This window comes from Natrinema hispanicum (genome assembly GCF_900111485.1).
Lineage (GTDB): Archaea > Halobacteriota > Halobacteria > Halobacteriales > Natrialbaceae > Natrinema > Natrinema hispanicum_A.
On sequence record NZ_FOIC01000003.1, the window covers coordinates 161,351 to 185,950 of the forward strand.

Genomic DNA, 24,600 nt, shown 5'->3' on the forward strand with positions numbered 1-24,600 from the left:
TCGTGATGGCGAGCGAAGAGGCAAGCACGATCGCCGATAGCAGGTCGCGCGGTATCAGCCAGAGTCTTGGTGTCATCTTGCTGCTAGCGCTGACCGTCTGTCTGGCATCGATCGTCGCCGTTGGTGCTGGTGCGTGGACGCTCGAGCCAGCCGGCCCAACCGCGACGTTCGAGCTCTCGGCTGACGGCGACAGCGCCGCGATCGTGATCGAACACCTCGCAGGAGATGACATCGACGTCGAGACGCTGTCGGTGACGATCGCAATCAACGGCACGGAGTTGGCCGCACAACCGCCGGTTCCGTTCGTCGGCGCGCGCGGGTTCGATGGCGCGCCCGACGGCCCGTTCAATGCGAAAAGCGATTCGACGTGGACAGCAGGAGAACGTGCCGGCGTGTCGATCGCGGGAACGAACAGGCCGACGCTTACAGCAGGCGATTCGGTCACCGTCACGCTCGCCGTCGACGATCGACAGGTGGCGACACTCGAGACGACGGCGAGCTAAGCCGCTATTCGGGTGCGCGGCCGATCGTCGTGATCGCGACGTCAGGTTCGTACGACGGGCCCATAAAGGCGTGTTTCACGTCCTCGAAGCCGGCGGTCTTGAACATCTGATCGGCCTCGTACTCGTCATAGAAGAGCATAATCGAGTCGGCAAGCAGTTGGCTGATGACGTTATCGGGATAGTTCGGGCCGACGACGAGCACCTGCCCACCGGGTTTGAGGACGCGGCGGAATTCCCGGAGCGCAAGGATCGGGTTCGGCCAGTACTCGATCGAGCCCGAGGACCAGACGACATCGAACGTGTCGGTCGCAAACGGGAGTCGTTCGGCGTCACCACGGTGGAAGTGCACCGGCGGCGCGTGTTTGCCGAACTTCTCGTAGGCCTGTGCGAGCTGGTGTTCGCTCTGGTCGAGCGCGTAGACCTCGTCGACGTGCTCGAGCAGCCCCTCGGTCGCGAAGCCGGTCCCACAGCCGACGTCGAGGACGGTCATTTCCTCCTCGATATCGAGCAGGGAGAGGGCATCGTCGCGCATCTCCTCGGTCCAGATGAAGGGGTTCACCTGATCGTAGACCCGCGAGAGGTACTTATAAAACAGTCGGGCACGGGCCTTGTTCTCGAGAAGTCCCATTAGTAATCGATTTCGATCCAATCGACATATGTCTGCTGTTCTCGGCGCTATGAGCTGCGACTAATGCGGTATTACCAGATATTCGAGAACGACAGCCACTGAGTCACTTTCGCAACTACCATATACACGCTCTGGCAAACGTCTGATTGCTTAGAGTATGCCGAGGCCAGAGGTTCTCGAACGAATTCAGTCGGCCGAAGACGAGGCCGACGAGATCGTCGCACTGGCAGAAAACGACCGCGACGAGCGAATAGCCGAGGCCCGGAAACGTGCCGAGGAAATTCGCACAGAAGCGGAACAGGAGGCGCAGGAGCTCAAAGAGCGCCGCCTGGAGGAGGCTCGCGAAGAGATCGATGCAGAATGCGAGCAGGTCCTCGAAGAAGGCGAACAGGAGCGCGCGGCACTCGCCGAGCGCGCCCGAAACCGGGTCGACGAAGTGACCGACCACGTCGTCGAACTGTTCCAGGAGGACGTCCATGCTCAGACCTGAACGGATGAGCAAGGTCTCGGTGACCGGTTCCCGGGGCGTTATGCCCACGGTCATCGAGACGATCCACGGACTGAACCTGGTACATCTCTCGGACTACGACGGCTCATGGGAGGGGTTCGACAACGGTAATCCCATCGCCGGTGCCGATCAGGCATCCGAGAAGCTGGTGACCGTCCGCGCCCTTCAGAGCACCCTGGACGTGTCGGCCGACGACGCCGAACCGGGGAGCATCGACGAGGGCTGGGAAGCGCAACTCGAGGAGATCCGCACGCGGGTCAACGAACTCGACGATCGCCGCGGCGAGATCACCAACGAACTGCGGCAGGTCGACGAGAAGATCGACCGTGTCGCGCCCTTTGCCGAACTGGGCATCGACCTCGACTTGCTGTCGGGGTACGAATCGGTCGATGTCGTCGTCGTTGAAGGCAACGTCGACGCAATCGACGACGCCGTCGGCGCGTCCGACGAGATTCGGGCCTTCGAGACGTTCACCGGTGGTGACGTCGTGGCGGTTGTCGCCGCACCCACCGAAGACGCCGGTGAGGCTCCGATCGACGACGCGCTCGTCGGCGTCGACGTCACCCGCCACGAGGTTCCCGAGACCGAACAGAGCCCCGAGGCGTACGTCGCAGAGCTCGAGGACGAAAAGCAGTCCCTCGAGTCGCGACGTGACGAGATCGACACGGAGCTCGAGGAGATCAAGCAAGCGGAAGCCGACTTCCTCCTTCGAGTCGAAGAACACCTCACGATGGAGGTTCAGCAGGCGGAAGCGCCGCTACAGTTCGCGACGACAGATCGCGCGTTCGTCTCGGAAGGCTGGATCCCGACCGGCGACTACGACCGACTCGTCGCTGCGTTGAACGACGCGGTCGGCGACAGCGTCGAGATCGAAGAACTCGAGCGGGCGGATTACGACCGCCACGGCGCACACGCCCACACTGAAACGGATCTGGAGGGCACGCAGCCGGCGGCCGACGAAGACGAATCGCCCGCCGACGCGGACGAGCAGCAGCAGAAGGCAGTTACCGACGGCGGATCGGCGGTCACGATGGGCGACGAGCCGCCGACGGTACAGGACAATCCGGGTCCAGCGAAGCCGTTCGAAGTGCTGGTGCAGGCGGTCAGCATGCCGAAATACAGCGAGTTCGATCCGACGATCTTCCTGTTCCTGACGTTCCCGTTGTTCTTCGGGTTCATGATCGGTGACGCCGGCTACGGCATCATCTACATGGCCATCGGAGGCTACATGGTAACGCAGGTCGACAACGACGCGATCTCCAGTCTCGGCGGTGTCGCCGTCTGGGCTGGTCTATTCACGACCATCTTCGGGTTCGTGTACGGCGAAATCTTCGGCCTGCACGTCCTGGGCGCAGTCGTCTGGAGCAACGTCGAACTGCTCCCGCTGAACAAGGGACTCGAGCCGGCAGCCGCCGACTTCGCGCTTGGCTGGATGGTCATTAGCGTGCTGGCCGGGATTCTCCACCTCAACATTGGATACATCCTGGACTTCTTCGAGAACCTTAGCCACGGCTTCAAGGATGCCCTGTTCCACAGCGGATCGTGGATCCTGATGCTCAACGGCATCTGGATCTGGATCTTCTCGACCCAGGGCGAGGCCGCGAAGCCGGACTTCCTGTTCGAGACGTTCGCAAGCGGCGGACCGTTCCCGATCGGCTTCACTGGGTTCTCCGGACTGGGACTGTTCACCGTCCCAGGACTCGGGTTCGAGCTGACAGCACCGCTGCTCATGTTCCTGATTGGGCTCGTGATGCTGATCGTCAGCGAACCCGTCGAAGCCGTCGAAGCGCTCGACGTCGTCGTGAACGTCTTCTCGTACACCCGGATGGGCGCAGTGTTGCTCGCGAAGGCCGGTATGGCGTTCGTGGTCAACCTGCTGTTCTTCGGCGCGTACGAGGACCCCAACGGCGAGTTCCACTTCCTTCGAACGCACGAGCCGAGCTACGTCGCCGAACACTACGGCGAGGGTGCCGAGGTCGTCTTCAACGGCCTCATGCACTCGGGCACCGCAGCCCTGCTCGGCGGACTTGTGATTCTCGTACTCGGGCACGTGGTCGTGCTAGCACTTGGCGTGACAAGCGCCGGCTTACAGGCCGTTCGTCTCGAGTACGTCGAATTCTTTAACAAGTTTTATGAAGGCGGTGGGGAGAACTACGAACCGTTCGGAACCGATCGAAACCACATTGAGGACTACTAACAATGAGTGAACTTGACATCGCAATGCAGGCGGCACAGGCGGCCGGACCAACTCTCGAAAACTCTGGCGCAGCGGCAATCGCTGTCGGCCTCGCGGCGCTCGCGGCGGGCTACGCCGAGCGTGGTATCGGCGCAGCGGCAGTCGGCGCAATCGCTGAAGACGACGACATGTTCGTTCCAGGTCTGATCATGACCGTCCTCCCAGAGACACTCGTGATCCTTGCCCTGGTCGTCGTCTTCATCGTGTAAAAGCCACCCCCCTTCTTCACCAATGAGTTTGGACACAGTCGTCAAAGACATTCGAGAAGAGGCCAACGCGCGTGCGGAGGACATCCGCGCCGAGGGCGAAACGCGCGCCGAGGAGATCGAATCGGCCGCCGAGTCCGACGCCGAGGAAATCCTCGCCGACGCGGAAGCGGAAGTTGAGCGCGAGATCGACCAACTCCGCGAACAGCGTCTCTCCAGTGCGAAGCTGGAGGCGAAACAGAAGCGTCTGGAGGCCCGTCGTGACGTCCTCGGAGAAGTCAACGAGGCCGTCGAGGACGAACTCGCCGCCCTCGAGGGCGACACTCGCGAGGAGCTGACCCGCGACCTGCTCGAGGCTGCACGCGACGAGTTCGACGCGGGCGACGACGTCAGCGTCTACGGTCGCAGCGACGACCAGGCACTGCTCGAGTCGATCGTCGACGAATACGACGGCTACGAGTACGCCGGCAGCGTCGACTGTCTCGGCGGCGTCGTCGTCGAGAGCGAGCAATCCCGCGTCCGAGTCAACAACACGTTCGACTCGGTTCTCGAGGACGTGTGGGAAGACAACCTTCAGGAGATCAGCAACCGACTCTTCGAGCAATGAGCGCAGGTGCCTCAAATCCGGAATACGTGAACGCTCGCGTCCGGTCACGCCGAGCCTCGCTGTTCTCGGACGAAGACTACCGCAAGCTGATCCGGATGGGGCCGAGCGAGATCGCGCGGTTCATGGAGGAGACCGAGTACGAGCGCGAGATCAACGAGCTCGGAACGCGCTTTTCGGGCGTCGACCTGATCGAGTACGCGCTCAACCGCAATCTCGCAAAGCACTTCGAGGACATGATCGATTGGTCGCAGGGGCGACTCTACGACCTCATCGCTCGGTACCTCCGGAAGTTCGACGTCTGGAACCTGAAGACGATCTTCCGTGGGATTTACACCGATAGCGATCCCGAAGAGATCCGCACGGACCTCATCCGCGCCGGCGAACTCGACGACCGGACGATCGATCGTCTCCTCGAGACCGACACGATCGAGGACGCGATCGAAGTGCTCTACGGCACGATGTACTACGAGGCGCTGACCGAGGCCTTCGAGGAATACGAAGAGGCGGGCGCGCTCGTCCCCCTCGAGAACGCCTTAGACCGGGAGTTCTACGAGAACTTGCTCGAAGACCTCTCCCGTGGAGCTGGCGACGAGCCACAGGAAGGCCCAGTCGCGAACTATATCGAGTTCCTGCAGGCCGAGATCGACTTCCGGAACGCCCGGAACGCGTTTCGGCTTGCCCGCAGCGGTGCCGACCTCGACCCTGCGGCGTACTACATCGACGGTGGCGTCCTGTTCGACGAGTCCGATCTAAACCGGCTCGTCGGCGACTACGACGCGCTCGTCGATCACATCTCCGAGGACCGCCGCTACGGCGACCGCCTCTCGGAGGCGCTCGATCAGTTGCGCGATGCTGACAGCCTTATCCAGTTCGAGCACGCACTAGACGCTGCGTTACTCGAGTACTCGGATACGCTCTCGAGCATCTACCCGACCTCGGTTTCGGCCGTGTTGTCGTACATCCTCGCGAAAGAGCGCGAGGTCGAGAACATCCGTGCCATCGCACGGGGCCGTGAGGTCGGACTCGATGAAAACGAGATCGAAGAGGAATTGGTGGTGCTATGAGCCAGGAAATCGCAGTCGTCGGCAGCCCGGAGTTTACGACCGGCTTCCGCCTTGCGGGAGTCAGTCGATTCGAGAACGTGCCGGACGACGAGAAAGACGAACAGCTAGACGACGCCGCGACAGCCGCTCTCGAAGACGAGGGCGTTGGGATCGTCGTTATGCACGACGACGACCTCGAGCACCTGTCGCGTAACGTTCGCCAGGAGGTCGAAACGAGCGTCGAGCCAGTTGTCGTCACGATCGGGAGCGGCACCGGTGGCGGCGGCCTGCGCGAGCAGATCAAACGCGCGATCGGTATCGACCTGATGGAAGAGGACGAAGACAGCTAAACTATGAGCCAGGCAGAAGACATCGAATCCGTCGACGAAGACGGTGTAATCGAAAGCGTGAGTGGTCCTGTCGTGACCGCCACGGACCTCGACGCCCGGATGAACGACGTCGTCTACGTCGGCGACGAAGGACTGATGGGTGAGGTCATCGAGATCGAAGGAAACCTGACCACGATTCAGGTCTACGAGGAAACCTCCGGCGTCGGCCCAGGTGAGCCCGTCCAGAACACGGGCGAGCCCCTGAGTGTCGACCTCGGACCCGGTATGCTGGACTCCATCTACGACGGTGTCCAGCGCCCGCTCGACGTCCTCGAGGAGAAGATGGGGACGGCGTTCCTCGACCGCGGGGTCGACGCCCCCGGGATCGACCTCGAGAAGAAGTGGGAGTTCAATCCTGAAGTCACGGAAGGCGACACGGTCGAACCCGGCGACGTCGTCGGGGTTGTCGAAGAGACCATCACCATCGACCACAAGGTCATGGTGCCGCCGGACTACGAGGGTGGCGAAGTCACGAACGTCGAGAGTGGCGAGTACACGGTCGAGGAGACCATCGTCGAACTCGACAACGGCGAAGAGATCCAGATGCACCAGGAGTGGCCGGTTCGTGAAGCCCGGCCCGCCGGTGAGAAGGAGACGCCGACCGAGCCCCTCGTGACCGGACAGCGCATTCAGGACGGGCTGTTCCCGCTTGCGAAGGGTGGGACGGCAGCGATTCCTGGGCCCTTTGGCTCCGGGAAGACCGTCACTCAGCAGCAACTCGCCAAGTGGTCCGACGCGGACATCGTCGTCTACATCGGCTGTGGCGAGCGTGGCAACGAGATGACCGAGGTCATCGAGGACTTCCCGGAACTGCCTGACCCGCAGACCGGGAACCCGCTGATGGCCCGGACCTGCCTCATCGCCAACACGTCGAACATGCCCGTCGCAGCCCGTGAGTCCTGTATCTACACGGGGATCACGATTGCGGAGTACTACCGCGACATGGGCTACGACGTCGCACTGATGGCCGACTCCACCTCGCGGTGGGCAGAGGCCATGCGGGAGATCTCGAGCCGACTCGAGGAGATGCCCGGCGAAGAGGGCTACCCCGCATACCTGGCGGCTGCACTCTCCGAGTTCTACGAGCGCGCGGGCAAGTTCCAGCTGATCAACGGCGGCGAAGGGTCGATTTCGGTCGTCGGTGCAGTCTCGCCGCCTGGCGGCGACTTCTCCGAGCCGGTCACCCAGAACACCCTGCGTATCGTCAAGACGTTCTGGGCGCTGGACGCCGACCTTGCAGAACGGCGACACTTCCCGGCGATTAACTGGAACGAGTCCTACTCGCTGTACAAAGACCAGCTCGACCCGTGGTGGGAATCGAACGTCGAAAGCGACTGGCCCGAGGTTCGCCAGTGGGCCGTCGACGTGCTCGACGAGGAGGACGAACTCCAAGAGATCGTTCAGCTCGTCGGTAAGGACGCGCTGCCGGAAGACCAGCAGCTGACCCTCGAGGTCGCACGCTACCTGCGTGAGGCGTGGCTCCAGCAGAACGCGCTCCACGACGTCGACACCTACTGCGAACCGGATAAGACCTACCGGATGCTCCAGGCGATCAAGACGTTCAGCGACGAGGCCTTCGAGGCACTCGAGGCTGGCGTCCCGGTCGAGGAGATCCAGAGCGTCGATGCTGCGCCGCGGCTCAACCGGATGGGCACGGCCGAAGAGTGGAACGAGTTCATCGACGAGATCGAGAACGACCTCCAAGAACAACTCCGCGCACTGTACTAACAATGAAAGAGTACCAGACAATCACGGAAATCAGCGGTCCGCTGGTGTTCGCCGAGGTCGACGAGCCGGTCGGGTACGACGAAATCGTCGAAATCGAGACCCCACAGGGCGACACCCTTCGCGGACAGGTACTGGAATCGAGCGAGGGTATCGTCTCGATCCAGGTGTTCGAAGGCACGGGCGGAATCGACCGCAACGCCTCCGTTCGCTTCCTGGGCGAGACGATGAAGATGCCCGTCACCGAGGATCTGCTCGGGCGGGTGCTCGACGGCTCCGGGAACCCGATCGACGGCGGCCCGGAGATCGTCCCCGACAAACGACAGGACATCGTCGGCGAAGCGATTAACCCCTTCTCCCGGGAGTATCCCGAGGAGTTTATCCAGACCGGTGTGTCGGCCATCGACGGCATGAACACGCTGGTTCGGGGCCAGAAGCTGCCGATCTTCTCCGCATCGGGGCTGCCCCACAACGAACTCGCACTCCAGATCGCCCGTCAGGCAACGGTGCCTGAAGAAGAGGAAGGCGACGGCGAAGGCTCCGAATTCGCTGTCGTCTTCGGTGCGATGGGGATCACCGCCGAAGAGGCAAACGAGTTCATGGACGACTTCGAGCGCACGGGCGCACTCGAGCGCTCCGTCGTCTTCATGAACCTCGCGGACGACCCCGCAGTCGAGCGGCAGGTCACGCCGCGACTCGCGCTCACCACGGCCGAGTACCTCGCCTTCGAGGAGGACTACCACGTGCTGGTCATCCTGACGGACATGACCAACTACTGTGAGGCACTGCGCGAGATCGGTGCCGCACGTGAGGAGGTTCCGGGTCGACGTGGCTACCCCGGATACATGTACACAGACCTGGCACAGCTCTACGAGCGTGCCGGTCGGATCGAGGGTAAGGAAGGATCGGTCACGCAGATCCCGATCCTGACGATGCCCGGCGACGACGACACCCACCCGATTCCGGACCTGACTGGCTACATTACCGAAGGCCAGATTATGATGGATCGGGACTTAAACAGCCAGGGTATCGAGCCGCCGGTCAACGTCCTGCCAAGCCTCTCGCGGCTGATGGACGACGGGATCGGCGAGGGCCTCACGCGTGAGGACCACGGCGACGTCTCCGACCAGATGTACGCCGCCTACGCAGAGGGTGAAGACCTGCGCGACCTCGTGAACATTGTCGGTCGCGAAGCACTCTCCGAGCGGGACAACAAGTTCCTTGACTTCGCCGACCGCTTCGAGGAAGAGTTCGTCCAGCAGGGGTACGACACCAACCGCTCGATCGACGAAACGCTCGAGCTCGGCTGGGATCTGCTCTCGGACCTGCCGAAGACGGAACTCAACCGGATCGACGAGGAACTCATCGAAGAGCACTACCGCGAAGACGAGACGGCCGAAGCCGTACAGGCTGACTGAGCCGCCGCTCGCTTCGTTCATCGCTTCGATTCTTTCTTTCAGGTGTCGTCACCGCGGCGCGTCGTGGCTCGCGAGATCACCAGTAGTGACAGACGTCTCACCGAGTGGCAGTCACGGCGGTCATCATCAGCAATCTGTCTAATCGAAACTATCGTATATCGTGCTGACAACCTGTGGTATGTATGCACAAACCACTACTCGTGCCGGAGTTCTTAGACCGGACGCGAACGCACTACGGCGACGACGAGGCAGTCGTCGCCACCACGGGGGAACGGTTTACGTACGCCGAACTCGGCGAGCGGGCCGATCGGTTCTCCGCAGCGCTTCAGGAACGGGGTATCGAGAAAGGCGACCGCGTCGCGGTGTTGGACCCGAACACCCACTATCATCTCGAGGCGGCCTACGGAATCATGCAACTTGGGGCGATCCACACACCGCTGAACTACCGGCTCACACCCGACGACTTCGAATATATCCTATCGGATGCAGGCGTCGACGCGATTTACGCCGACTACGACTACGCGGAGAAAATCGAGGCAATCCGCGACGAGGTGCCGACGGAGACATTCATCACGAACGACACCGAGGCAGTCGAGGGTGACTGGGAGTCGTTCGACGACGTGCTCGAGGAGGCTGGTACCGACTACGACCGCCCCGAGATGGCCGAAGACGAGCTCATCACGATCAATTACACTTCGGGGACGACAGGCGATCCACAGGGCGTCTGTCGCACCCATCGCTGTGAGACGATCCACGCGTACCTGACGGTTGGTCATCAAAGCCTGACCGACGACGATGTCTACCTGTGGACGCTGCCGATGTTCCACGCGAACGGCTGGGGACACATCTTCGCGGTGACGGGAATCGGCGCGAAACACATCTGTACGCGCGGGATCGACGCCGGGGAGATTTTCGAGACCGTCCGCTCGGAAGACGTCTCCTACATGTGTGGCGCGCCGACGGTGCTGAATATGTTGATCGATTACTATGAGCAGAACGAACCAGAAACGACCGGCGACGCCGACGTACGGCTCGCAACTGCCGGCAGCGCGCCGCCGGAGGCGACCATCCGAACCGTCGAAGACGAGTTCGGCTGGTACATGAAACACGTCTACGGCGCGACCGAGACCGGACCGCTGATCACCACCTCCGACGCTCGACGGCACTTCTCCGACGACAGTGACGACCGCTTCCGAATCAAGAAACGGCAGGGGCTTGCCTACCTCGGCACCGAAATCCGAGTCGTCGACGAGGACGGCAACGACGTTCCACGCGACGACGAGACACTCGGCGAGGTCGTCGTCCGCGGCAGCCAGATCATGGAGAAATACTGGGGCAAGCCCGAGGCGACCGAGGAGGCGTTTAGCGATCGGATCGAGGGCTACTACCACATGGGCGACCTCGCCACCATCGACGAAAACGGGATGCTCTCGATCCAGGACCGCAAGAAAGACATCATCATCTCCGGCGGCGAGAACATCTCGAGTATCGAACTCGAGGACACGCTGTTCGACCATCCCGAGGTGGCTGACGTGGCGGTGATCCCGGCACCCAGCGACGAATGGGGCGAGACGCCGAAGGCGTTCGTCGTTCCCGCAAGCGGCGATCCGACCGAGCCGGGCGTGACCGAAGCAGAACTCGAGGAGTTTACCCGCGAGAACCTCGCGGGCTACAAGACCGTCCACCGCGTCGCGTTCGTCAAGCAGCTGCCGACGACGGCGACGGGCAAAGTCCAGAAGTACGAACTCCGGCAGGAAGAGTGGGAAGACGAAGACCGAATGGTTGGACAGGGATAATGCGGCCATCCCGGTTCGGTCCACCCAGTGGCCGTCGGCTCAAAACGACCGAGACGAATCTCGGTCGTCGTCATCGTCGGATGTCCTGTCGGTCGATGACTGTCGGCCGCCGCGTTCCTTCGCGATCCGTTCTGCGTCCGCGCGGTCGACAATGGTCGGGTTCGACGTTTCCTGGTCGATCAATAGCCAGAGAAGGAACGGAACGACGAGCGCCATCACGACGACGAGGCCCAAAACGACTGCCATAGCTTGGTGAGTTCTCGGCGGTCTGAGCACAAAGATTTTATGGCGTTGACAGGAAGGGACGTCTATGAGAGACGACGAGCGCGGCTGTCCGAAATGTGGCAACACGGAGACAGAAATCGACGAAATCTCGACGACCGGAGGCGGGTTATCGAAGATGCTCGACATCCAGAATCGACGGTTTCACGTCGTAAGTTGTACGAACTGTGGCTATTCGGAGCTTTACAAGGGACAGTCGTCAGGCGACATGATCGATCTCTTCCTCGGATAGCTGTCCGCTCGAGTGGGTTCGACGACATCGCATCGACATCGATTTCCCTTACACGGGCGCGAGCACGCGCGGAAACTGTAAACAGTTATCCGACTGGGACTGCTATCCCCCCACAAGATGGCCAACGATGTCAAGCCCACCCGCAAGAACTTGATGGCGATCGAGGATCGCATCGAGCTCTCCGAGCGGGGACACGGCACGCTCGAGAAGAAACGCGACGGGCTGATCATGGAGTTCATGGACATTCTGGACAAAGCCCAGGACGTCCGCGGTGACCTCGCCGACGACTACGAGGAGGCCCAGCAAAAGATCAATATGGCTCGCGCGATGGAGGGTGACGTCGCGGTCCGCGGTGCTGCCGCGGCACTGCAGGAAAACCCCGAGATCACGACCGAGTCCAAGAACATCATGGGCGTCGTCGTCCCGCAGATCGAGTCCTCGCGCGTCTCGAAGAGCTTAGACCAGCGTGGCTACGGGATCATGGGCACGTCCGCCCGCATCGACGAGGCTGCTGAGGCCTACGAGGATCTCCTCGAGAGCATCATTCTCGCCGCCGAAGTCGAGACGGCGATGAAGAAGATGCTCCGTGAGATCGAGACGACCAAGCGGCGCGTCAACGCCCTCGAGTTCAAGCTCCTCCCGGAACTCTACGAGAACCAGGAGTACATCGAACAGAAACTCGAAGAGCAAGAACGCGAAGAGACGTTCCGCCTGAAGAAGATCAAGGAGAAAAAGGAGCAAGAAGAGAAGGAGGCCCGCGAGGAAGAAGCCGAGGAAGTCGACGAGGAGACCGAAGAGACGGAAGAAGACCTCGAGGACATCCAGCCGGATACCGCGGCACAATCCCCGGCAGCCAACCAGTAAGGCACGCTGAGTGTCACGGCCGGCATCTACGAATTCGATTCCGATGGCCTGTTCCAACTGCGGTACGGCCACGATTTCGTTTGCCGTTCCGGACGACTACCAGACGGACGCGCCGTCGGAAGCCAGCGTCGTTACGTTTTGTCCCCACTGTCTGAACCTTGAACCAGCGTCGGAGAGAGCGGCGGCCGCGAGCAGCGACCCCGAGTTCGCACGCATCAGCGATTCGTTTCCGACTCAGCCCGAGCGTGCGATTCCGCTTGCGCTCGCAATAGGCCTATGTTCGTCACTCGCGACGAACCGCACCGCGATCGAACTGTTGCTCAGAGAAGTCGAACGAGTCGGCACGGATCCGTTGCTGGTGCTCGATCGGCTGATTGCCGATCAATCGATCGACCCGGCGATCGACCTCGAGCGCCGACGCCACCAACTCGAGCAACTGCTCTACTAGGTTACTTTCCGGTCGGACGGACGCTATCGTTGACGGCCTGTTTCACCTGCAGGGCGGCACTGGCTGCCAGCCCGCGGGCGACCTCGTCACGTTCGTCGGCGGTGATAACCTCCTCGGCAGCAACGGCATCCTCGAGGTCGGGCGTGAAGCCGGCGCTGACGGCGTGACCGACCGGCGGCCGAACGGCGACGGTGACCTGTGGGCCGGTCATCCCGCTCGAGACATCGGCGTCGACGACGTATTCATTCGGCAGGAACTCGCGCGTGCGCGAAGCGATCCGCGAGACGTCGCGGTGAAGCAGTCGTTTCTGCGCACTCGAGAGGTCCGGAACGTCCGCCGCGGCACGCTGCCCAGCCCCAGTCTCGCCCGGTAGCCCTGCATACGGCGTATTTCCGTTCATGAGAAGTGTGTACCCGTAGCAACGAACTGCCGGATGAAAAGGGTTCGCCTTCGAGCAGTCTACAAGATCGGGTCGCTTTCGCCATAGACCGCAAGGACGACTGCGGTCGTGTATCGGCCCGACTCGGCCTGGTGGCTCTCGATGGCGACGCGAGGCTCGGTAAACTCCCAGTCGCGAAGCTCCTGGCCCGCGGCGAGCCCTTCGCGAACCCGGCGTTCGACGTCCTCGCGGTCCATCTCACCGGACGTTTCGTAGAACAGGCCGGGGCCGTCGTCGACGGACTGCGACCATGCAAGCGCGGCACTCGCGCGACCGGGGCCGGCGGTAGTCGCCCGTGCTTCGACGACGGTCAGGCGCTCGCCGGCGGGGCCGAGGTCGGGGGCGGTACCGACGGCCTCGACGTACGTCTCGGCAGGGATCACCGACGAGACTGAAACGAGGTTGTAGTTCTCGACACCGGCGTCGGCAAGCGCGGCGTCGTAGGACGACATCGCCGTGGGACCCGATGCGGTTCCCCAGACGACTCGAATCGTGCTCATATCCGAACTGGGGGCCGAGCGGCGTAAGGCGTTGCGATCCGAGCGGCACTGCTACATGGCGGTGTGCCAAGGTGGTGGCGATTGCGTGTCTCCGAATCGAAAAAGCGGCGAGGAGCGACAGCGCTACTGGTAGAAGTAGCCAGCTGAGGAGACCACGTCGCTCGAGTCGTCCTCTTCGATCTTCTCTAAGGCGTCGACGAAGTCAGCGTGGGTAACTTCGTCACGGTCGTTACGGATGGCGAACATGCCGGCTTCGGTCGCGAGACTTTCGATGTCGGCACCGGAGTAGCCGTCGGTGTTGGCGGCCAGCTCGGCGAAGTCGACGTCGTCGGCGACGTTCATGTCGCGGGTGTGGATCTCGAGGATCTGCTCGCGCCCGGATTCGTCGGGTTCGGGCACTTCGATGAGGCGGTCGAACCGGCCGGGTCGCAAGATAGCCCGGTCAAGCATATCGAAGCGGTTGGTCGCGGCGATGATACGGATCTCGCCGCGGGCCTCGAAGCCGTCCATTTCGCTCAAGAGTTGCATCATCGTCCGCTGGACCTCGGCGTCGCCGGAGGTCTTGGACTCGGTGCGGCGGGTCGCAATCGCGTCGATCTCGTCGATGAAGATGATGGCGGGTTCGCGTTCGCGGGCCATCTCGAAGAGGTCGCGAACGAGTCGCGAGCCCTCGCCGATGAACTTGCGGACGAGTTCCGAGCCGGCCATCTTGATGAAGGTGGCGTCGGTCTCGTGTGCGACGGCTTTCGCGAGCATCGTCTTCCCGGTGCCCGGCGGACCATACAGGAGGACGCCGCTTGGCGGATCGATGCCGACCTCGTCGAACAGTTCGGGTTCGGACAGCGGCTGCTCGACAGCCTCGCGGACCTCGCGGACCTGCTCGTCGATGCCGCCGATGTCGTCGTAGGTAACATCGGGTTTTTCGGTGATCTCCATCGACTGGGCACGCGCGTCGGTCTCGGCGTTCAGGATGGTCTGGATCGCAAAGGAGTCGTTGACTGCAACGCGGTCGCCGGCCTCGACGCGGTCGACCATCCGCGAGGAAACGTCGGTGAGCACCTCTTGGTTGTTGCCATGTTGTTTGACGATGACCTGCTCGTCGTCGAGGACGTCTTCAACGGTGGCGATGTACAGCGACGAGCTCTTGAGCATCTCGTTTTCGCGTTCGATCCGATCGACTTTTCCCTGCAAACGCTCGCGGCGGTCCTCGGCGTCGTCGAGCTGCTCCGATAGCTGCTCGTTGACATCAACGAGGTCCTCGTAGTGCCCGCGAAGCGCCTCGAGCCGCTCGTCGTCGGGAAGATCGGAATCGATATCGCGGTGAGGTCGGTCGGGAATAGACGGGCTTCGAGACATCCTGATATACGCCGATAAGATATGGACAGTAAATGTGCCTTTGGGTCGCGGAGGCAGGGGTGTCGGATATTGTTACTGTCTACCCAGCACTTGCAAGCGACCGGTACTGAAAGGCCCTCGGATTAGTCGAGGAGTGACTCGAACTCGTCTAAGCGCTCGCCGTAGGTCTCGAGTGCGCGGTCGATCGGGGCCGAACTGCTCATGTCGACGCCAGCGATCCGCAGCAGCTCGAGGGGGTACTCACGGGAGCCCCGCTTGAGGAACTCGAGGTAGTCCTCGGCGGCGGGCTGGCCACGTGCCAAGACGTCGTCGACGATCGCGAGCGCGGCGGAGATACCGGTTGCGTACTGGTAGACGTAGAAGGCCCGGTAGAAATGCGGGATACGCATCCACTCGCGGGCGATCCGGTCGTCGATGACGGCGGGCTCGTAGTAGTCGTCTTTGAGTCCGCGATAGAGGTCATCCAGCCGATCGGCGGTCAGCGGTTCGCCCTCTTCCTCGAGGCGGTGGGTCTCGTGTTCGAATTCTGCGAACAACGTCTGGCGATAGAGCGTCGAGCGCACACGCTCGAGGAACTCATTGAGAACGTGTTTCCGGAACTCGGGGTCGTCGACGGTCTCGAGTAAGTGGTTGGTCAGCAGGGCCTCGTTGACCGTGCTGGCGACCTCGGCGACGAAGATCTCGTAACTCGAGTAGACGTAGGGCTGTTCCTCTTTGGTGAGCTCGGAGTGCATCGAGTGACCGAGTTCGTGGGCCAGCGTGTACATCGAGGCGATGTCCTGCTGGTAGTTCAGCAGGATAAACGGCTGAGTGTCGTAGGTGCCACCCGAGTACGCGCCGGACTGTTTGCCCTCGTTCTCGTAGACGTCGACCCACCGGGAGTCGAGCCCCTCGGCGACGCGGGATTGATACTCATCGCCCAGCGGCGCGAGCGCGTCGACGACGTACTCGGTGGCCTGCTCGTACTCGAGATCGGGGCCTTCGTCGCCGGTCAGCGGCATATAGAGGTCCCACATCTGTAGGTCGTCGACGTCGAGTGCCTGCCGCTTGAGTTCGGCGTGGTGGTGGAGCTTGTCGATGTTGTCGTGGACAGTGTCGACGAGCGTGTCGTAGACGTCGACCGGAACGTTCGGGCCGTCGAGGGCGGCTTCGCGTGCCGTGTCGTAGTTGCGCGCCTGTGCAGTCTTGACGTCGGCTTTGACGCTGTTCTTGTAGCTGGCTGCGACCGTGTTCCGGACCGACTCCCACTCGTCGAAGTAGTTCTCGTAGACGCGCTTGCGGAACTCACGGTCGGGCCGCTTGAGCAGATTGGTGAAGTTGCTCTGGGTAATCTCGACGGCCTCGCCCTCGGGATCCTCGACGGTCGGGAACGCCATGTCGGCGTTCGAGAGCATGGTGTAAACCTCGCCGGTCGCGCCGGTCACTTCGCTTAAATCGGCCAGCAGCGCCTCGACTTCCGCCGAGCGCGTATGCGGTTTCATCCGGAGGACGTCGTCGACGTAGTGGTCGTAGGTCTCGAGGTCGGATTCAACCGCCATCATCTCATCGAACTCCGCGCGAGTTATCTCCTGAATTTCAGGGTCGATAAACGACGCGGCGGACTGGGCGTCGGCCGCCAGCGACTGTGCGCGCGCGGTCAGCGCCTGATAGTGCTGGTCGGTCGTGTCCTCGTCGCGGCGCATGCGGGCGTAGGCCGCGACGGTCGACACCTCGCGCATGAGCTCGTCGCGTAACTCGAGGACCGCAAGCAGGGTCTCGGCGTCGTCGGTCGTCTGTCCCTCGTAGGATGCGAGGTCCTCAACGCGCTCGGCGACTGCCTCGTAGGCGGTCTCCCAGTCGTCATCGGTCGCGTAGATGCTCTCGAGGTCCCAGGTATATTCCTCGTCGACCTCGGAGCGGTCGGGAACGGAACTCATAGCCCCGATTTCGGAGCCCCAGCGGTAAAGCGTGTCGGACCCTTTCACGGTATGTCTCAGTGATGAGTCCGCGATGAGAGCACAGAAGTCGTGACTGCGCTCGAGCGAGGGAGCGAAGACACGACGATGGGTCGGCGTCTGATGCGGTCCATCTGCCAGACTCTACCGCATCCCGTCGGCGATCTGGCCGGCGACTCGTGCCCCTGTTCGTCGCTCGAGACGGCGGCGGTCGAACACGGCACGAGCACTCGCAGCGGCATCGGCGTCGATCTCGAACGAGAGGGCGGGATAGTCCACGTCGGTCAAGACGAGCGGCTCCGGCGGTGCCGGCGCGATTCCCTCGGGACCGGGCAGCGGCTCAGGGTCGAATACCCGCTCGAGTTTCGCAAGCGGCGACTCGCCGGTGGCGATCTCACAGGCCAGTGAGACAAGTCGCCGGACGAGCTCTCGAGCGAAGCCACCCGCGCTGGCGGTAACAATGAGGTAGTCGCCGTCTCTGGTCGCTGTAAGCGTCAGGGTGCGCTCGGTGTTGTGGTCGTCCGGCGTCAGGTTGTGCACGTCGTGTGTGCCGGACAGTGCCTCGCAGGCAGTCAGAAAGCGCTCGTCGTCGATAGGCGGCGTGTCGGGAACAGCCGACGTGTCGGTCGGTGCATACAGCTGGTAGGTGTATTTCCGGCGACGCGCGTGATGGGTCGCATGAAAGTCAGCCGGCGCATCGGCGCTCGCCCATGCGCGTACGTCGGCTGGCAGTTCAGCGTTCAGCGCCCGCGGCGTGAGCCAGTCGGGGGCCTCGAGCGCGATCGTCTGGGCGAGCGCGGAGACCCCTGCGTCAGTGCGGCCGGCGGCAGCGTAGCCGTCTGGCTTGTCAGTGTCAGACTCGAGGACCCCGAGTGCCCGGAGCGCATCGAAAATCGAATCCTCGACGGTCGGAACGTCGGGCTGGCGCTGGTAGCCGTAGTAGTCCGTACCGTCGTAGGCGATCCGAAACGCGCGGCGTCCCATTTGGTCTCGAGTCGATCCAGCGGGGCCAGCGAGTTATACTGTTCGCTGTGGCGGCGGACAGACGCAAGCGATGCGGAGACAGCGCGAGAATTAGGTCGTCGGCCTTGAGACCGATCCGATGACGACCTCGATCGATTCTTACAGCCCGTCGCCGGTGTCGAACTCGTCGGCGTCGTCGATCCCGGTATCATCGATGTCGAATTCGTCGGTCTCGAGCGACGAGCCACCGGCAGTGATAGCCCCGTCTTGAATCTCGATGGTGACGCCGTCGTCGTCGGACGATCCCCCCAACAGCTGGCTGGTCGCCGACTCGACTTCCTGGTTGACCGACCAGGCGAATCGGAGCACCGACTCGAGTTCCGTGCCGACCTCGCGGACGCCACGCTGGTCTGTGAGCGTCCCCAGACTCCGTGCGCCCTCCGGATGGAGGTACTGAATCGGATGCTCCGTCGGGACCTCACGCAGGTCGAGGTCGAACGACCAGAGATACGGCAGGAACTGGAGGGCATAGCCCTGCGGTTTCGGTGCTCGACGGCCGGCAGCGGTCAGTGCGACGGTTTTCGCCGTCGACTCGCCGTCGGTGTCGAAGTAGACGCCTGGCATGCCCGGAATGGAGAGTCGCATACTCGAGGGAGAGAGCCACGTACGGGTGAGTCTACACCCGGCACACCCACCCTCGTTTTATTCGAAGGTATCGGCGAACTTGTCCCGCCGGTAGAGGTCGAGTTCGGTCACGCTCGAGCCATTTCGGCTTGCAGCAAAGCGGATCGCCTCGGCGATTTCCCCGGGTTCGGTCGCCTCCCCCTCGTCGAAGCGCTCGACGAAGGGATCGCCACCGGCCGCCCCGAACTGGGATCGGACTTCGGAGGGGTTGACGATCGTGACGCCGACGCCGTCATCGCCGACTTGAGCCGCGACGCTCTTGGCGAAGCCCCGGACCCACCACTTCGAGGCGGCGTAAACGGGGTTGAACGGCCGCGGGTACTGGCCGGCGAAACTGCCGACGAAGATCAGGTGGCCGTCGCGCTCGCGGACGTGGGGGATCGCCGCCCGCGTCGCATAGAAGACGCCGTCGACGTTAGTCTCCTGCATCGTCTCGTATTCGTCGGTGGTCAGCGACTCGACGTCGCTCCCGCGAGCCAGCCCCGCGTTATTGACCAGCACGTCGATCCCGCCAAAGCGGTCGACGGCCGCCTCGATGAGCACGTCGACATCGTCCTCTTCGCGGACGTCCGTCGGGACGACCAGCGTCTCGACATCGTGGTCGGCCTCGAGGTCGTCGGCGACTGCTTCCAGTTGCTCCTCGCTTCGCGCCGCGAGGACAACGTTGGCACCTGCTGCAGCGAGTTCGTGGCAGGTCGCCGCGCCGATCCCGGAACTCGCACCCGTGACGATCACCGTGTCCTGCTCGAGTGACTCGGACATGCTGTCACAAATCGGCCGACACCGACCTAAAGCCGAGGGTCGCGAAGTACGACCCCAAAGAGCGACGGCTCGGCGGCGCTTAGTAGTCCTCGAGGTCGTACAGGTCGCCGTATTTCGCGGTGGCGTACTCGAGGAAGTAATCGGCGGTCAACTCCTCGCCGGTGGCCCGTTCGATCAACTCGGGCGTGACGAAGTGCTTGCCGTGCTGGTGGATGTGCTCGCGGAGCCAGCCGTTGAGGGCGTCAAACTCGCCCTCGCTGATGGCCTCGTCGAACGGGCCTCGCGGCTCATCGCCGCTCGGTGTTTCCGAGGCGTGTGACGCCTCGCTCCCGCGATCGTCCTCGGCGGCGGCGTACAACTGCGCGGCGAGAACGGAGCCCAGCGAGTACGTCGGGAAGTAGCCGAAATCGCCGTGAGACCAGTGGATGTCCTGGAGACAACCCTCCGCATCCGTTTCCGGACGCACACCGAGATACTCCTCGTACTTGTCGTTCCAGACCTGTGGGACCTCCGAGACCTCGAGGTCGCCCCGGATCAGGTCGCGTTCGATCTCGAAACGGATCACGATGTGGAGGTGGTAGGTGAGTTCGTCCGCTTCGACCCGGATGAGATTGTCGTCGTAGACCTGGTTGGCGGCCTCGTAGGCCTCCTCGGGCGTGACGTCCTCGAGGCTCGGGAACCGCTCGCGGGCGACCGGCAGGAAGTGTTCCCAGAAGGGCCGAGAGCGGCCGACGTGGTTCTCCCAGAGACGGGACTGGGACTCGTGGACCGACAGGTCACGGGCTTCGCCAAGCGGGGTGCCGTAGCCCTCGTCGGGAAGCCCGAGCGTATAGTTTGCGTGCCCGAACTCGTGGATCGTCGACGTGATCGAACCCAGAAGGTCCTCCTCGTCGAAGCGAGTCGTCACACGCGCGTCGAACTGCGTCCCCGAGGAGAACGGGTGTGGTGCGGTATCGAGACGGCCGCGGTCCCAGTCGTAGCCGAGCGACTCGAGCACGTCGCGGGCGAGCGCTTCCTGATCGTCGTCGTCGAACTCGCCCGCGAAGGCGTCCGTGGCGAGGTCGGCATCGCTGTCCTGGATCGCGTCGATCAGCGACACGACCTCCTCGCGCAGGCGCTCTAGGACCTGTTCGGCGGTCTCGAGGTCGATGTAGGGCTCGTAGTCCGCAAAGAGCACCGCGTAGGGATCGGCGTCAGGGTCGATGTGGGCGGCGTACTCGCGTCTGAGGTCGACCAGTTTCTCGAGCGTCGGTGCGAACGCCTCGAAATCGTCCTCCTTGCGGGCCTGCTTCCACGTGGGGTGGGCGTTCGACGCCGTCGCTGAGATCTCCTCGACGAGTTCTTGGGGAACGCTCGTCTCGCGGTCGTACTGGCGTCGGATCTCGCGGACGACCGCGGCCTGTTCGTCTCCGAGGGCGGTGTCCTCGAGGTCGTCGAGCAACTGCCCCGTCTCGTCGGCGGTCAGGAGTTCGTGACTGAGCGAGGACAGCGTCGAGAGTTGCTGGGCACGCGCTGGCGTCCCCTCGTCGGGCATCACGACCTCCTGATCCCACCGCAGGATGCCGGCGGCGTTGCCAACGTTCGAGATCCGCCGGACTCGGTTTTCGAACTGCTCGTAGGCGTCACCTTCGCTCGCGTCGCTTCCGGCCTGATCGGTCGCCATAGCCGTACTATTCGCTCGGATACGGTATCAACGTCGTGGTTCCGGGTGTCTCGAGGGACGCACGGACAGTCGCAGTCGAGAGTTGCCTCTCGGTTGGAAATCCGTGAGAGCGGGCAGAACGTGCAAGCAACGGTCTGTTCCGCCGAGGTACGTAGCTATCAGTATGGCAATCGCATCACCACTCGCGTCAGTCATCGTCTTTCTCGTAAGCCTTCTGATCGGTGCACTCGGTATCTACGCTGGCGCACGCGTCATCGTCGGACGGACAAGCTACGATCACGCCATCGTCACTGCGCTGATCGGCGCGATCGTCTGGGCGATCGTCGGCTTTCTGGTCGGGTGGATTCCGCTCGTCGGCCCGCTGCTCGTCTTAGTCGCCTACGTCGCGGTCATCAATTGGCGGTATCCCGGGGACTGGACCGCCGCGGCGATGATCGGCCTCGTCGCCTGGGTGACTGTCCTGATCGTCCTCTACGTGCTCGCGGTCGTCGGCATCACGAGTTTCGGTGCAGTCGGCGTCCCGGGTCTCTGACCGACCGAGGGCAGTGCCGTCGCCTGTGTTATCGCGATGGCGGCCACGTCTCCGCGGCCCGCCGGTAGGTCTCGCGACAGCGCTCGAGGACACCGATCGAGACGCTTTCGTCGTCAGTATGGGCCTCCCCGGGTTCGGAAGGGCCGTAGATCACACACTCCGTGCCGGCGTCTGAGAGCCAGCCCGCGTCGGTCGCGTGGGGCTTCGTCACGTGTTCGGGCTCGGCCGTCTGTGACGCCGTGGCGGCCTCGAGCACTGCGTCAGCAAAGGCCGCGTCCCCACACTGCATCGGCGGCCAGTCCTGATCGACGGTCCACTCGATGCCCGCGCGATCCGCGACGCGCTCGAGGGGCGCGCGCTCGCCGGGCACCGTTCGCTCGTCGACGGTGAACGAACAGCGGGCCGGGACGACGTTCCACGCGGAGCCGCCTTCGATTTCGGTGACGGTGAGGCGTCCCTCGAGCGTCTCGCCCGCGACGTCGACCGACGGGGACTCGAGTTCGCGAACGTGGTCGATGGCGTCCGTCGCGCGGTAGATGGCGTTCTCGCCGGCGTCGGTCTCGCTGGCGTGGGCCGCGGTTCCGTGTGCGGTGATCGTACTTCCGCGTCGGCCCTTGTGTGCGACGGCCACGTCGGTGACGTCCGGCCCCGAGTAGTTGGTCGAGCCCTCGCCGACGATGGCGTACTCTGGGATGAATCCCTGATCGATCGCATGCCGTGCGCCGACGCCGCCGACTTCTTCGCCGACGAAACTCGCGAACACGAGTTCACCGGCAGGGGAAGCATCGCGAAACGCAAGCAAGGCGGCCGCGAGCGCGCCTTTCATATCTGCGGTTCCGCGACCGTAAAGGCGGCCGTCGCGTTCCTCGACGGTGTACTCGTCGCCCGTCTCGGCAACCTGCGAATCGGCCGGCTCGACGACGTCGTGATGGCCAACGAGTGCGAGCGTCTCGTCGCCACTGCCTTTCCGCGCGATCACGTTCCCGGCTTCGTCTCGTCGCACGTCGGCGTCGGTCTCCTGGCGGAGCCATGACTCGAGGAACTCACCGGCAGCAGTCTCGTCGCCGTGGCTTGGAATCGAAACGAGTTCGCGCGTCAACTCGACGAGAGTCATGCGGAGACGATCGCTGGCTGTCGTGTTCAGTACACCGGAAACGAGTGGCGGCTGCTGGCTCGCGGGTGAAAGCGATGAAAACCGTTCGGTGGTCAGTCCAGTTGTTCGTAGACTGGCGGTTCCTGTTCCTGTTCCTCGTCGGTGAGCCGCGCGACCGAGTCGCGTACCTCGCGGAGACTGGCCGTCTGTTCTTGGCTCGCCGCAGCGACCGATTCCGCCGCACTCGCGACCTTGTCGGCCGACTGTGACAGGTCTGCAAGCGTCTCGGCCGTTGCTTCGACACCACGGGCCTGCTGGTCGGCGGCCGCTGTCACGTCTTCCATTCCCGTTGCCGTCTGCTGTGCCGACTCGTGAATCGCTTCGAGCGAGGTGACGGTCTCTCTAACCCGATCGGTACCGGCATCGACGCGGGCAACCGTCTCCTCGGTCGTCGCGACCGTCGCGCTGGCGTCCTCACGGACGGCTTCGACGGCACTTTCGATCTCCGCGAGGTCCGATTTCGTCTGCTCGGCGAACGAGCGCACTTCGTTTGCGATCACACCCATCGTGTCGCCGTCTCCACCACCCCCACGGGACGACTCGATCTTCGCGTTCGCTGCCAGCACCGTCGTTCGCTCGGCGAGATCGTCGAGCCGGTCGACGACTTCGTCGATCTCTTGGGTCCGCTCTGCGAGCGAGTCGACGGCGTCGGCGACGCGGTCGGTCGCGTTCTCGATCGCCTCGAGTTCGTCCAAGGCGTCGTCGGCCGCTTCGACCCCTTCAGCGGCGAGTTGCTCGGTTCGGGCGCTCTCGTCGCTGACTTCGTCGGCGACGCTTGCGACTTCTTCGACCGCGGCACTCACTTCGTCGAGTTCGCGTGCCGCTCGCGTGACGCCGGTAGCCTGCGACTCGGTGTGCTGACTGATCGCCTCGGCGCGCTTCGAGACCACCTCACTCGACTCGTGAAGTTCGGATAGCGGGGCCTGCACGTCGGTTTCGACCTCGTTGGCGAGGCGTTTCCGACGCTCGATCGACTCCTCGAGTCGCTTGGCGTAGGAGTCGACGTAGGTTTCGGTCGCGATCTGCATATCGAGGTTGATGATCCGTAGCAGCGAGAGGATGTCCATCATGCCGTCGTCGATAGCATCCCTGACAGCCGCCTCGAACGACTCCTCGAGGCCGTCGTCGACCTCCTCGTCGCCGCCAAATCCCAGTGCGCCAACGACTCTCCCGAGTCCACCCTCGCCGCTGTCGGCGTCGCGTTCAGCGGCCCACGTTTCGATCGCATCGACGACCTGATCTTGGACCCGCTCGTTCATCCGCGAGAGAAGTAGATTGTAGTAGACGCCATACTGCCCCACGTAGTGTTTCAGGGGCATATCGAGCAGTTCGTGGAGTTTGCCGATCCGGGTCCGGTTTTCGAAATACGACAGATCGTAGTCTCCCGTCGCCAGCGAGACGAGATACGCCTGCTGGGTCTGTTTGAGTCCCTCGACACCCTTCGGCGACCGGTTGATGACCTTCCGCGTGCCCTCGTACTGCAGGATGTTCTCGTAGAAGTCGTCGGAAATCTCCTGGCGATTGTCCCGCAACAGTGGCTCGAGGTCCGAGAGCCGCTCTTCATCGATTTCATCGAATCCGATGAAGTGCTTTCGCCACTCGACTTCGTCTTCGTCGAGTCCGATCCGATCGACGAGTTCGTCGACGTCAAGAAAACCATTGAGACCCCCCTTACCAAACGTCTGCTCCGGTTGCATACGAAACTGCTAGTGAGTGGGTCAGTTAAGGT

At 63.0% G+C, this 24,600-nt stretch carries 26 protein-coding genes; 14 read left to right on the plus strand and 12 right to left on the minus strand.

The window, feature by feature from the left end; all coding sequences use genetic code 11:
• Positions 1–5: 5 nt before the first annotated feature.
• Positions 6–503 (plus strand): type IV pilin N-terminal domain-containing protein, encoded by a 498-nt coding sequence (locus BSG09_RS04260; RefSeq protein WP_092930515.1) that lies wholly within the window; start codon positions 6–8, stop codon positions 501–503.
• Positions 504–507: 4 nt separating this feature from the next.
• On the opposite strand, the gene BSG09_RS04265 is transcribed toward BSG09_RS04260, so the two are convergent.
• On the minus strand, positions 508–1,131 hold the full coding sequence (locus tag BSG09_RS04265) for a methyltransferase domain-containing protein (protein ID WP_092930517.1): 624 nt from the start codon (positions 1,129–1,131) through the stop codon (positions 508–510).
• Between the two features lie 157 nt (positions 1,132–1,288).
• Between BSG09_RS04265 and ahaH the strand changes: the two genes are divergently transcribed.
• The 9 genes from ahaH (at position 1,289) to BSG09_RS04310 (ending at position 11,059) form a co-directional block, all read left to right on the plus strand.
• On the plus strand, positions 1,289–1,621 hold the full coding sequence (gene ahaH, locus BSG09_RS04270) for an ATP synthase archaeal subunit H (protein ID WP_092930519.1): 333 nt from the start codon (positions 1,289–1,291) through the stop codon (positions 1,619–1,621).
• A complete protein-coding gene (locus BSG09_RS04275; protein ID WP_092930521.1) occupies positions 1,608–3,836 on the plus strand; it encodes a V-type ATP synthase subunit I in 2,229 nt (742 codons plus the stop codon). The genes ahaH and BSG09_RS04275 overlap by 14 nt, the downstream gene beginning before the upstream one ends.
• Positions 3,837–3,838: 2 nt before the next feature.
• Positions 3,839–4,084, plus strand: coding sequence for a hypothetical protein (locus BSG09_RS04280; RefSeq protein ID WP_092930523.1), 246 nt, complete (start codon positions 3,839–3,841; stop codon positions 4,082–4,084).
• A 22-nt stretch (positions 4,085–4,106) separates the two neighbouring features.
• Complete coding sequence (locus BSG09_RS04285; protein ID WP_092930525.1) at positions 4,107–4,688, plus strand: V-type ATP synthase subunit E; 582 nt, start codon at positions 4,107–4,109, stop codon at positions 4,686–4,688.
• Complete coding sequence (locus BSG09_RS04290) at positions 4,685–5,752, plus strand: V-type ATP synthase subunit C (protein ID WP_092930527.1); 1,068 nt, start codon at positions 4,685–4,687, stop codon at positions 5,750–5,752. The genes BSG09_RS04285 and BSG09_RS04290 overlap by 4 nt, the downstream gene beginning before the upstream one ends.
• Positions 5,749–6,081: a V-type ATP synthase subunit F gene (locus BSG09_RS04295; protein ID WP_092930529.1), complete on the plus strand. Its 333-nt coding sequence runs from the start codon at positions 5,749–5,751 to the stop codon at positions 6,079–6,081. The genes BSG09_RS04290 and BSG09_RS04295 overlap by 4 nt, the downstream gene beginning before the upstream one ends.
• A 3-nt stretch (positions 6,082–6,084) precedes the next feature.
• Positions 6,085–7,848 (plus strand): ATP synthase subunit A, encoded by a 1,764-nt coding sequence (locus BSG09_RS04300; protein ID WP_092930531.1) that lies wholly within the window; start codon positions 6,085–6,087, stop codon positions 7,846–7,848.
• A 2-nt stretch (positions 7,849–7,850) separates the two neighbouring features.
• Positions 7,851–9,263, plus strand: coding sequence for an ATP synthase subunit B (locus BSG09_RS04305; protein WP_092930533.1), 1,413 nt, complete (start codon positions 7,851–7,853; stop codon positions 9,261–9,263).
• 182 nt (positions 9,264–9,445) lie between these two features.
• A complete protein-coding gene (locus BSG09_RS04310) occupies positions 9,446–11,059 on the plus strand; it encodes a long-chain-fatty-acid--CoA ligase (protein WP_092930535.1) in 1,614 nt (537 codons plus the stop codon).
• Positions 11,060–11,098: 39 nt separating this feature from the next.
• On the opposite strand, the gene BSG09_RS04315 is transcribed toward BSG09_RS04310, so the two are convergent.
• Entirely contained in the window at positions 11,099–11,305 is a 207-nt protein-coding gene (locus tag BSG09_RS04315; RefSeq protein ID WP_092930537.1) for a hypothetical protein, read from the minus strand.
• 64 nt (positions 11,306–11,369) lie between these two features.
• Between BSG09_RS04315 and BSG09_RS04320 the strand changes: the two genes are divergently transcribed.
• The 3 genes from BSG09_RS04320 (at position 11,370) to BSG09_RS04330 (ending at position 12,885) form a co-directional block, all read left to right on the plus strand.
• Positions 11,370–11,573: a zinc ribbon domain-containing protein gene (locus tag BSG09_RS04320; protein ID WP_092930539.1), complete on the plus strand. Its 204-nt coding sequence runs from the start codon at positions 11,370–11,372 to the stop codon at positions 11,571–11,573.
• Between the two features lie 117 nt (positions 11,574–11,690).
• Positions 11,691–12,437, plus strand: a complete 747-nt coding sequence (locus BSG09_RS04325) for a V-type ATP synthase subunit D (RefSeq protein WP_092930541.1) — start codon at positions 11,691–11,693, stop codon at positions 12,435–12,437.
• Between the two features lie 43 nt (positions 12,438–12,480).
• The gene (locus tag BSG09_RS04330; RefSeq protein WP_092930543.1) at positions 12,481–12,885 is read left to right on the plus strand and encodes a DUF6276 family protein; all 405 of its coding nucleotides are present in this window, start codon (positions 12,481–12,483) and stop codon (positions 12,883–12,885) included.
• 1 nt (position 12,886) lies between these two features.
• On the opposite strand, the gene BSG09_RS04335 is transcribed toward BSG09_RS04330, so the two are convergent.
• From BSG09_RS04335 to BSG09_RS04370, 8 genes are all read right to left on the minus strand, one after another.
• Entirely contained in the window at positions 12,887–13,285 is a 399-nt protein-coding gene (locus tag BSG09_RS04335) for a DUF5811 family protein (protein WP_092930545.1), read from the minus strand.
• 59 nt (positions 13,286–13,344) lie between these two features.
• Complete coding sequence (locus tag BSG09_RS04340) at positions 13,345–13,824, minus strand: pyruvoyl-dependent arginine decarboxylase (RefSeq protein WP_092930547.1); 480 nt, start codon at positions 13,822–13,824, stop codon at positions 13,345–13,347.
• 123 nt (positions 13,825–13,947) lie between these two features.
• The gene (gene pan2, locus BSG09_RS04345) at positions 13,948–15,180 is read right to left on the minus strand and encodes a proteasome-activating nucleotidase Pan2 (protein WP_092930549.1); all 1,233 of its coding nucleotides are present in this window, start codon (positions 15,178–15,180) and stop codon (positions 13,948–13,950) included.
• A 122-nt stretch (positions 15,181–15,302) separates the two neighbouring features.
• Entirely contained in the window at positions 15,303–17,096 is a 1,794-nt protein-coding gene (gene pepF, locus BSG09_RS04350) for an oligoendopeptidase F (RefSeq protein ID WP_092930551.1), read from the minus strand.
• Positions 17,097–17,258: 162 nt separating this feature from the next.
• Positions 17,259–18,098: a tRNA pseudouridine(38-40) synthase TruA gene (truA, locus tag BSG09_RS04355; RefSeq protein ID WP_092930553.1), complete on the minus strand. Its 840-nt coding sequence runs from the start codon at positions 18,096–18,098 to the stop codon at positions 17,259–17,261.
• A gap of 138 nt (positions 18,099–18,236) precedes the next feature.
• Positions 18,237–18,722 (minus strand): hypothetical protein, encoded by a 486-nt coding sequence (locus tag BSG09_RS04360; RefSeq protein ID WP_092930555.1) that lies wholly within the window; start codon positions 18,720–18,722, stop codon positions 18,237–18,239.
• A gap of 57 nt (positions 18,723–18,779) precedes the next feature.
• Positions 18,780–19,523 carry an SDR family oxidoreductase gene (locus BSG09_RS04365; protein WP_092930557.1) on the minus strand — a complete coding sequence of 248 codons (744 nt, stop codon included), beginning with the start codon at positions 19,521–19,523 and terminating at the stop codon, positions 18,780–18,782.
• A 79-nt stretch (positions 19,524–19,602) separates the two neighbouring features.
• Complete coding sequence (locus BSG09_RS04370; protein ID WP_092930559.1) at positions 19,603–21,186, minus strand: carboxypeptidase M32; 1,584 nt, start codon at positions 21,184–21,186, stop codon at positions 19,603–19,605.
• 163 nt (positions 21,187–21,349) lie between these two features.
• Here BSG09_RS04370 and BSG09_RS04375 point away from each other — a divergent pair, with 163 nt between their 5' ends.
• The gene (locus tag BSG09_RS04375) at positions 21,350–21,718 is read left to right on the plus strand and encodes a hypothetical protein (protein WP_092930561.1); all 369 of its coding nucleotides are present in this window, start codon (positions 21,350–21,352) and stop codon (positions 21,716–21,718) included.
• 28 nt (positions 21,719–21,746) lie between these two features.
• Here the strand turns inward: BSG09_RS04375 and BSG09_RS04380 are convergent, their stop codons facing one another.
• Both BSG09_RS04380 and BSG09_RS04385 read right to left on the minus strand, forming a co-directional pair.
• Positions 21,747–22,832, minus strand: coding sequence for a M20 family metallopeptidase (locus BSG09_RS04380; RefSeq protein WP_092930563.1), 1,086 nt, complete (start codon positions 22,830–22,832; stop codon positions 21,747–21,749).
• A gap of 92 nt (positions 22,833–22,924) precedes the next feature.
• Positions 22,925–24,568, minus strand: coding sequence for a globin-coupled sensor protein (locus tag BSG09_RS04385; RefSeq protein WP_092930565.1), 1,644 nt, complete (start codon positions 24,566–24,568; stop codon positions 22,925–22,927).
• Positions 24,569–24,600 lie beyond the last annotated feature (32 nt).

Bases quoted from the DNA above. Each gene is read 5' to 3' on its own strand.
- BSG09_RS04280 (WP_092930523.1), top strand. From the start codon at position 3,839: ATGAGTGAACTTGACATCGCAATGCAGGCGGCACAGGCGGCCGGACCA.
- BSG09_RS04315 (WP_092930537.1), bottom strand. From the start codon at position 11,305: ATGGCAGTCGTTTTGGGCCTCGTCGTCGTGATGGCGCTCGTCGTTCCG.
- BSG09_RS04260 (WP_092930515.1), top strand. From the start codon at position 6: ATGGCGAGCGAAGAGGCAAGCACGATCGCCGATAGCAGGTCGCGCGGT.
- truA (WP_092930553.1), bottom strand. From the start codon at position 18,098: ATGGGACGCCGCGCGTTTCGGATCGCCTACGACGGTACGGACTACTAC.
- BSG09_RS04380 (WP_092930563.1), bottom strand. From the start codon at position 22,832: ATGACTCTCGTCGAGTTGACGCGCGAACTCGTTTCGATTCCAAGCCAC.
- pan2 (WP_092930549.1), bottom strand. From the start codon at position 15,180: ATGTCTCGAAGCCCGTCTATTCCCGACCGACCTCACCGCGATATCGAT.
- BSG09_RS04285 (WP_092930525.1), top strand. From the start codon at position 4,107: ATGAGTTTGGACACAGTCGTCAAAGACATTCGAGAAGAGGCCAACGCG.
- BSG09_RS04295 (WP_092930529.1), top strand. From the start codon at position 5,749: ATGAGCCAGGAAATCGCAGTCGTCGGCAGCCCGGAGTTTACGACCGGC.
- BSG09_RS04310 (WP_092930535.1), top strand. From the start codon at position 9,446: ATGCACAAACCACTACTCGTGCCGGAGTTCTTAGACCGGACGCGAACG.
- BSG09_RS04385 (WP_092930565.1), bottom strand. From the start codon at position 24,568: ATGCAACCGGAGCAGACGTTTGGTAAGGGGGGTCTCAATGGTTTTCTT.
- BSG09_RS04330 (WP_092930543.1), top strand. From the start codon at position 12,481: ATGGCCTGTTCCAACTGCGGTACGGCCACGATTTCGTTTGCCGTTCCG.
- pepF (WP_092930551.1), bottom strand. From the start codon at position 17,096: ATGAGTTCCGTTCCCGACCGCTCCGAGGTCGACGAGGAATATACCTGG.
- BSG09_RS04265 (WP_092930517.1), bottom strand. From the start codon at position 1,131: ATGGGACTTCTCGAGAACAAGGCCCGTGCCCGACTGTTTTATAAGTAC.
- BSG09_RS04290 (WP_092930527.1), top strand. From the start codon at position 4,685: ATGAGCGCAGGTGCCTCAAATCCGGAATACGTGAACGCTCGCGTCCGG.
- BSG09_RS04370 (WP_092930559.1), bottom strand. From the start codon at position 21,186: ATGGCGACCGATCAGGCCGGAAGCGACGCGAGCGAAGGTGACGCCTAC.
- BSG09_RS04300 (WP_092930531.1), top strand. From the start codon at position 6,085: ATGAGCCAGGCAGAAGACATCGAATCCGTCGACGAAGACGGTGTAATC.
- BSG09_RS04340 (WP_092930547.1), bottom strand. From the start codon at position 13,824: ATGAGCACGATTCGAGTCGTCTGGGGAACCGCATCGGGTCCCACGGCG.
- BSG09_RS04365 (WP_092930557.1), bottom strand. From the start codon at position 19,523: ATGTCCGAGTCACTCGAGCAGGACACGGTGATCGTCACGGGTGCGAGT.
- ahaH (WP_092930519.1), top strand. From the start codon at position 1,289: ATGCCGAGGCCAGAGGTTCTCGAACGAATTCAGTCGGCCGAAGACGAG.
- BSG09_RS04335 (WP_092930545.1), bottom strand. From the start codon at position 13,285: ATGAACGGAAATACGCCGTATGCAGGGCTACCGGGCGAGACTGGGGCT.
- BSG09_RS04320 (WP_092930539.1), top strand. From the start codon at position 11,370: ATGAGAGACGACGAGCGCGGCTGTCCGAAATGTGGCAACACGGAGACA.
- BSG09_RS04275 (WP_092930521.1), top strand. From the start codon at position 1,608: ATGCTCAGACCTGAACGGATGAGCAAGGTCTCGGTGACCGGTTCCCGG.
- BSG09_RS04375 (WP_092930561.1), top strand. From the start codon at position 21,350: ATGGCAATCGCATCACCACTCGCGTCAGTCATCGTCTTTCTCGTAAGC.
- BSG09_RS04360 (WP_092930555.1), bottom strand. From the start codon at position 18,722: ATGCGACTCTCCATTCCGGGCATGCCAGGCGTCTACTTCGACACCGAC.
- BSG09_RS04305 (WP_092930533.1), top strand. From the start codon at position 7,851: ATGAAAGAGTACCAGACAATCACGGAAATCAGCGGTCCGCTGGTGTTC.
- BSG09_RS04325 (WP_092930541.1), top strand. From the start codon at position 11,691: ATGGCCAACGATGTCAAGCCCACCCGCAAGAACTTGATGGCGATCGAG.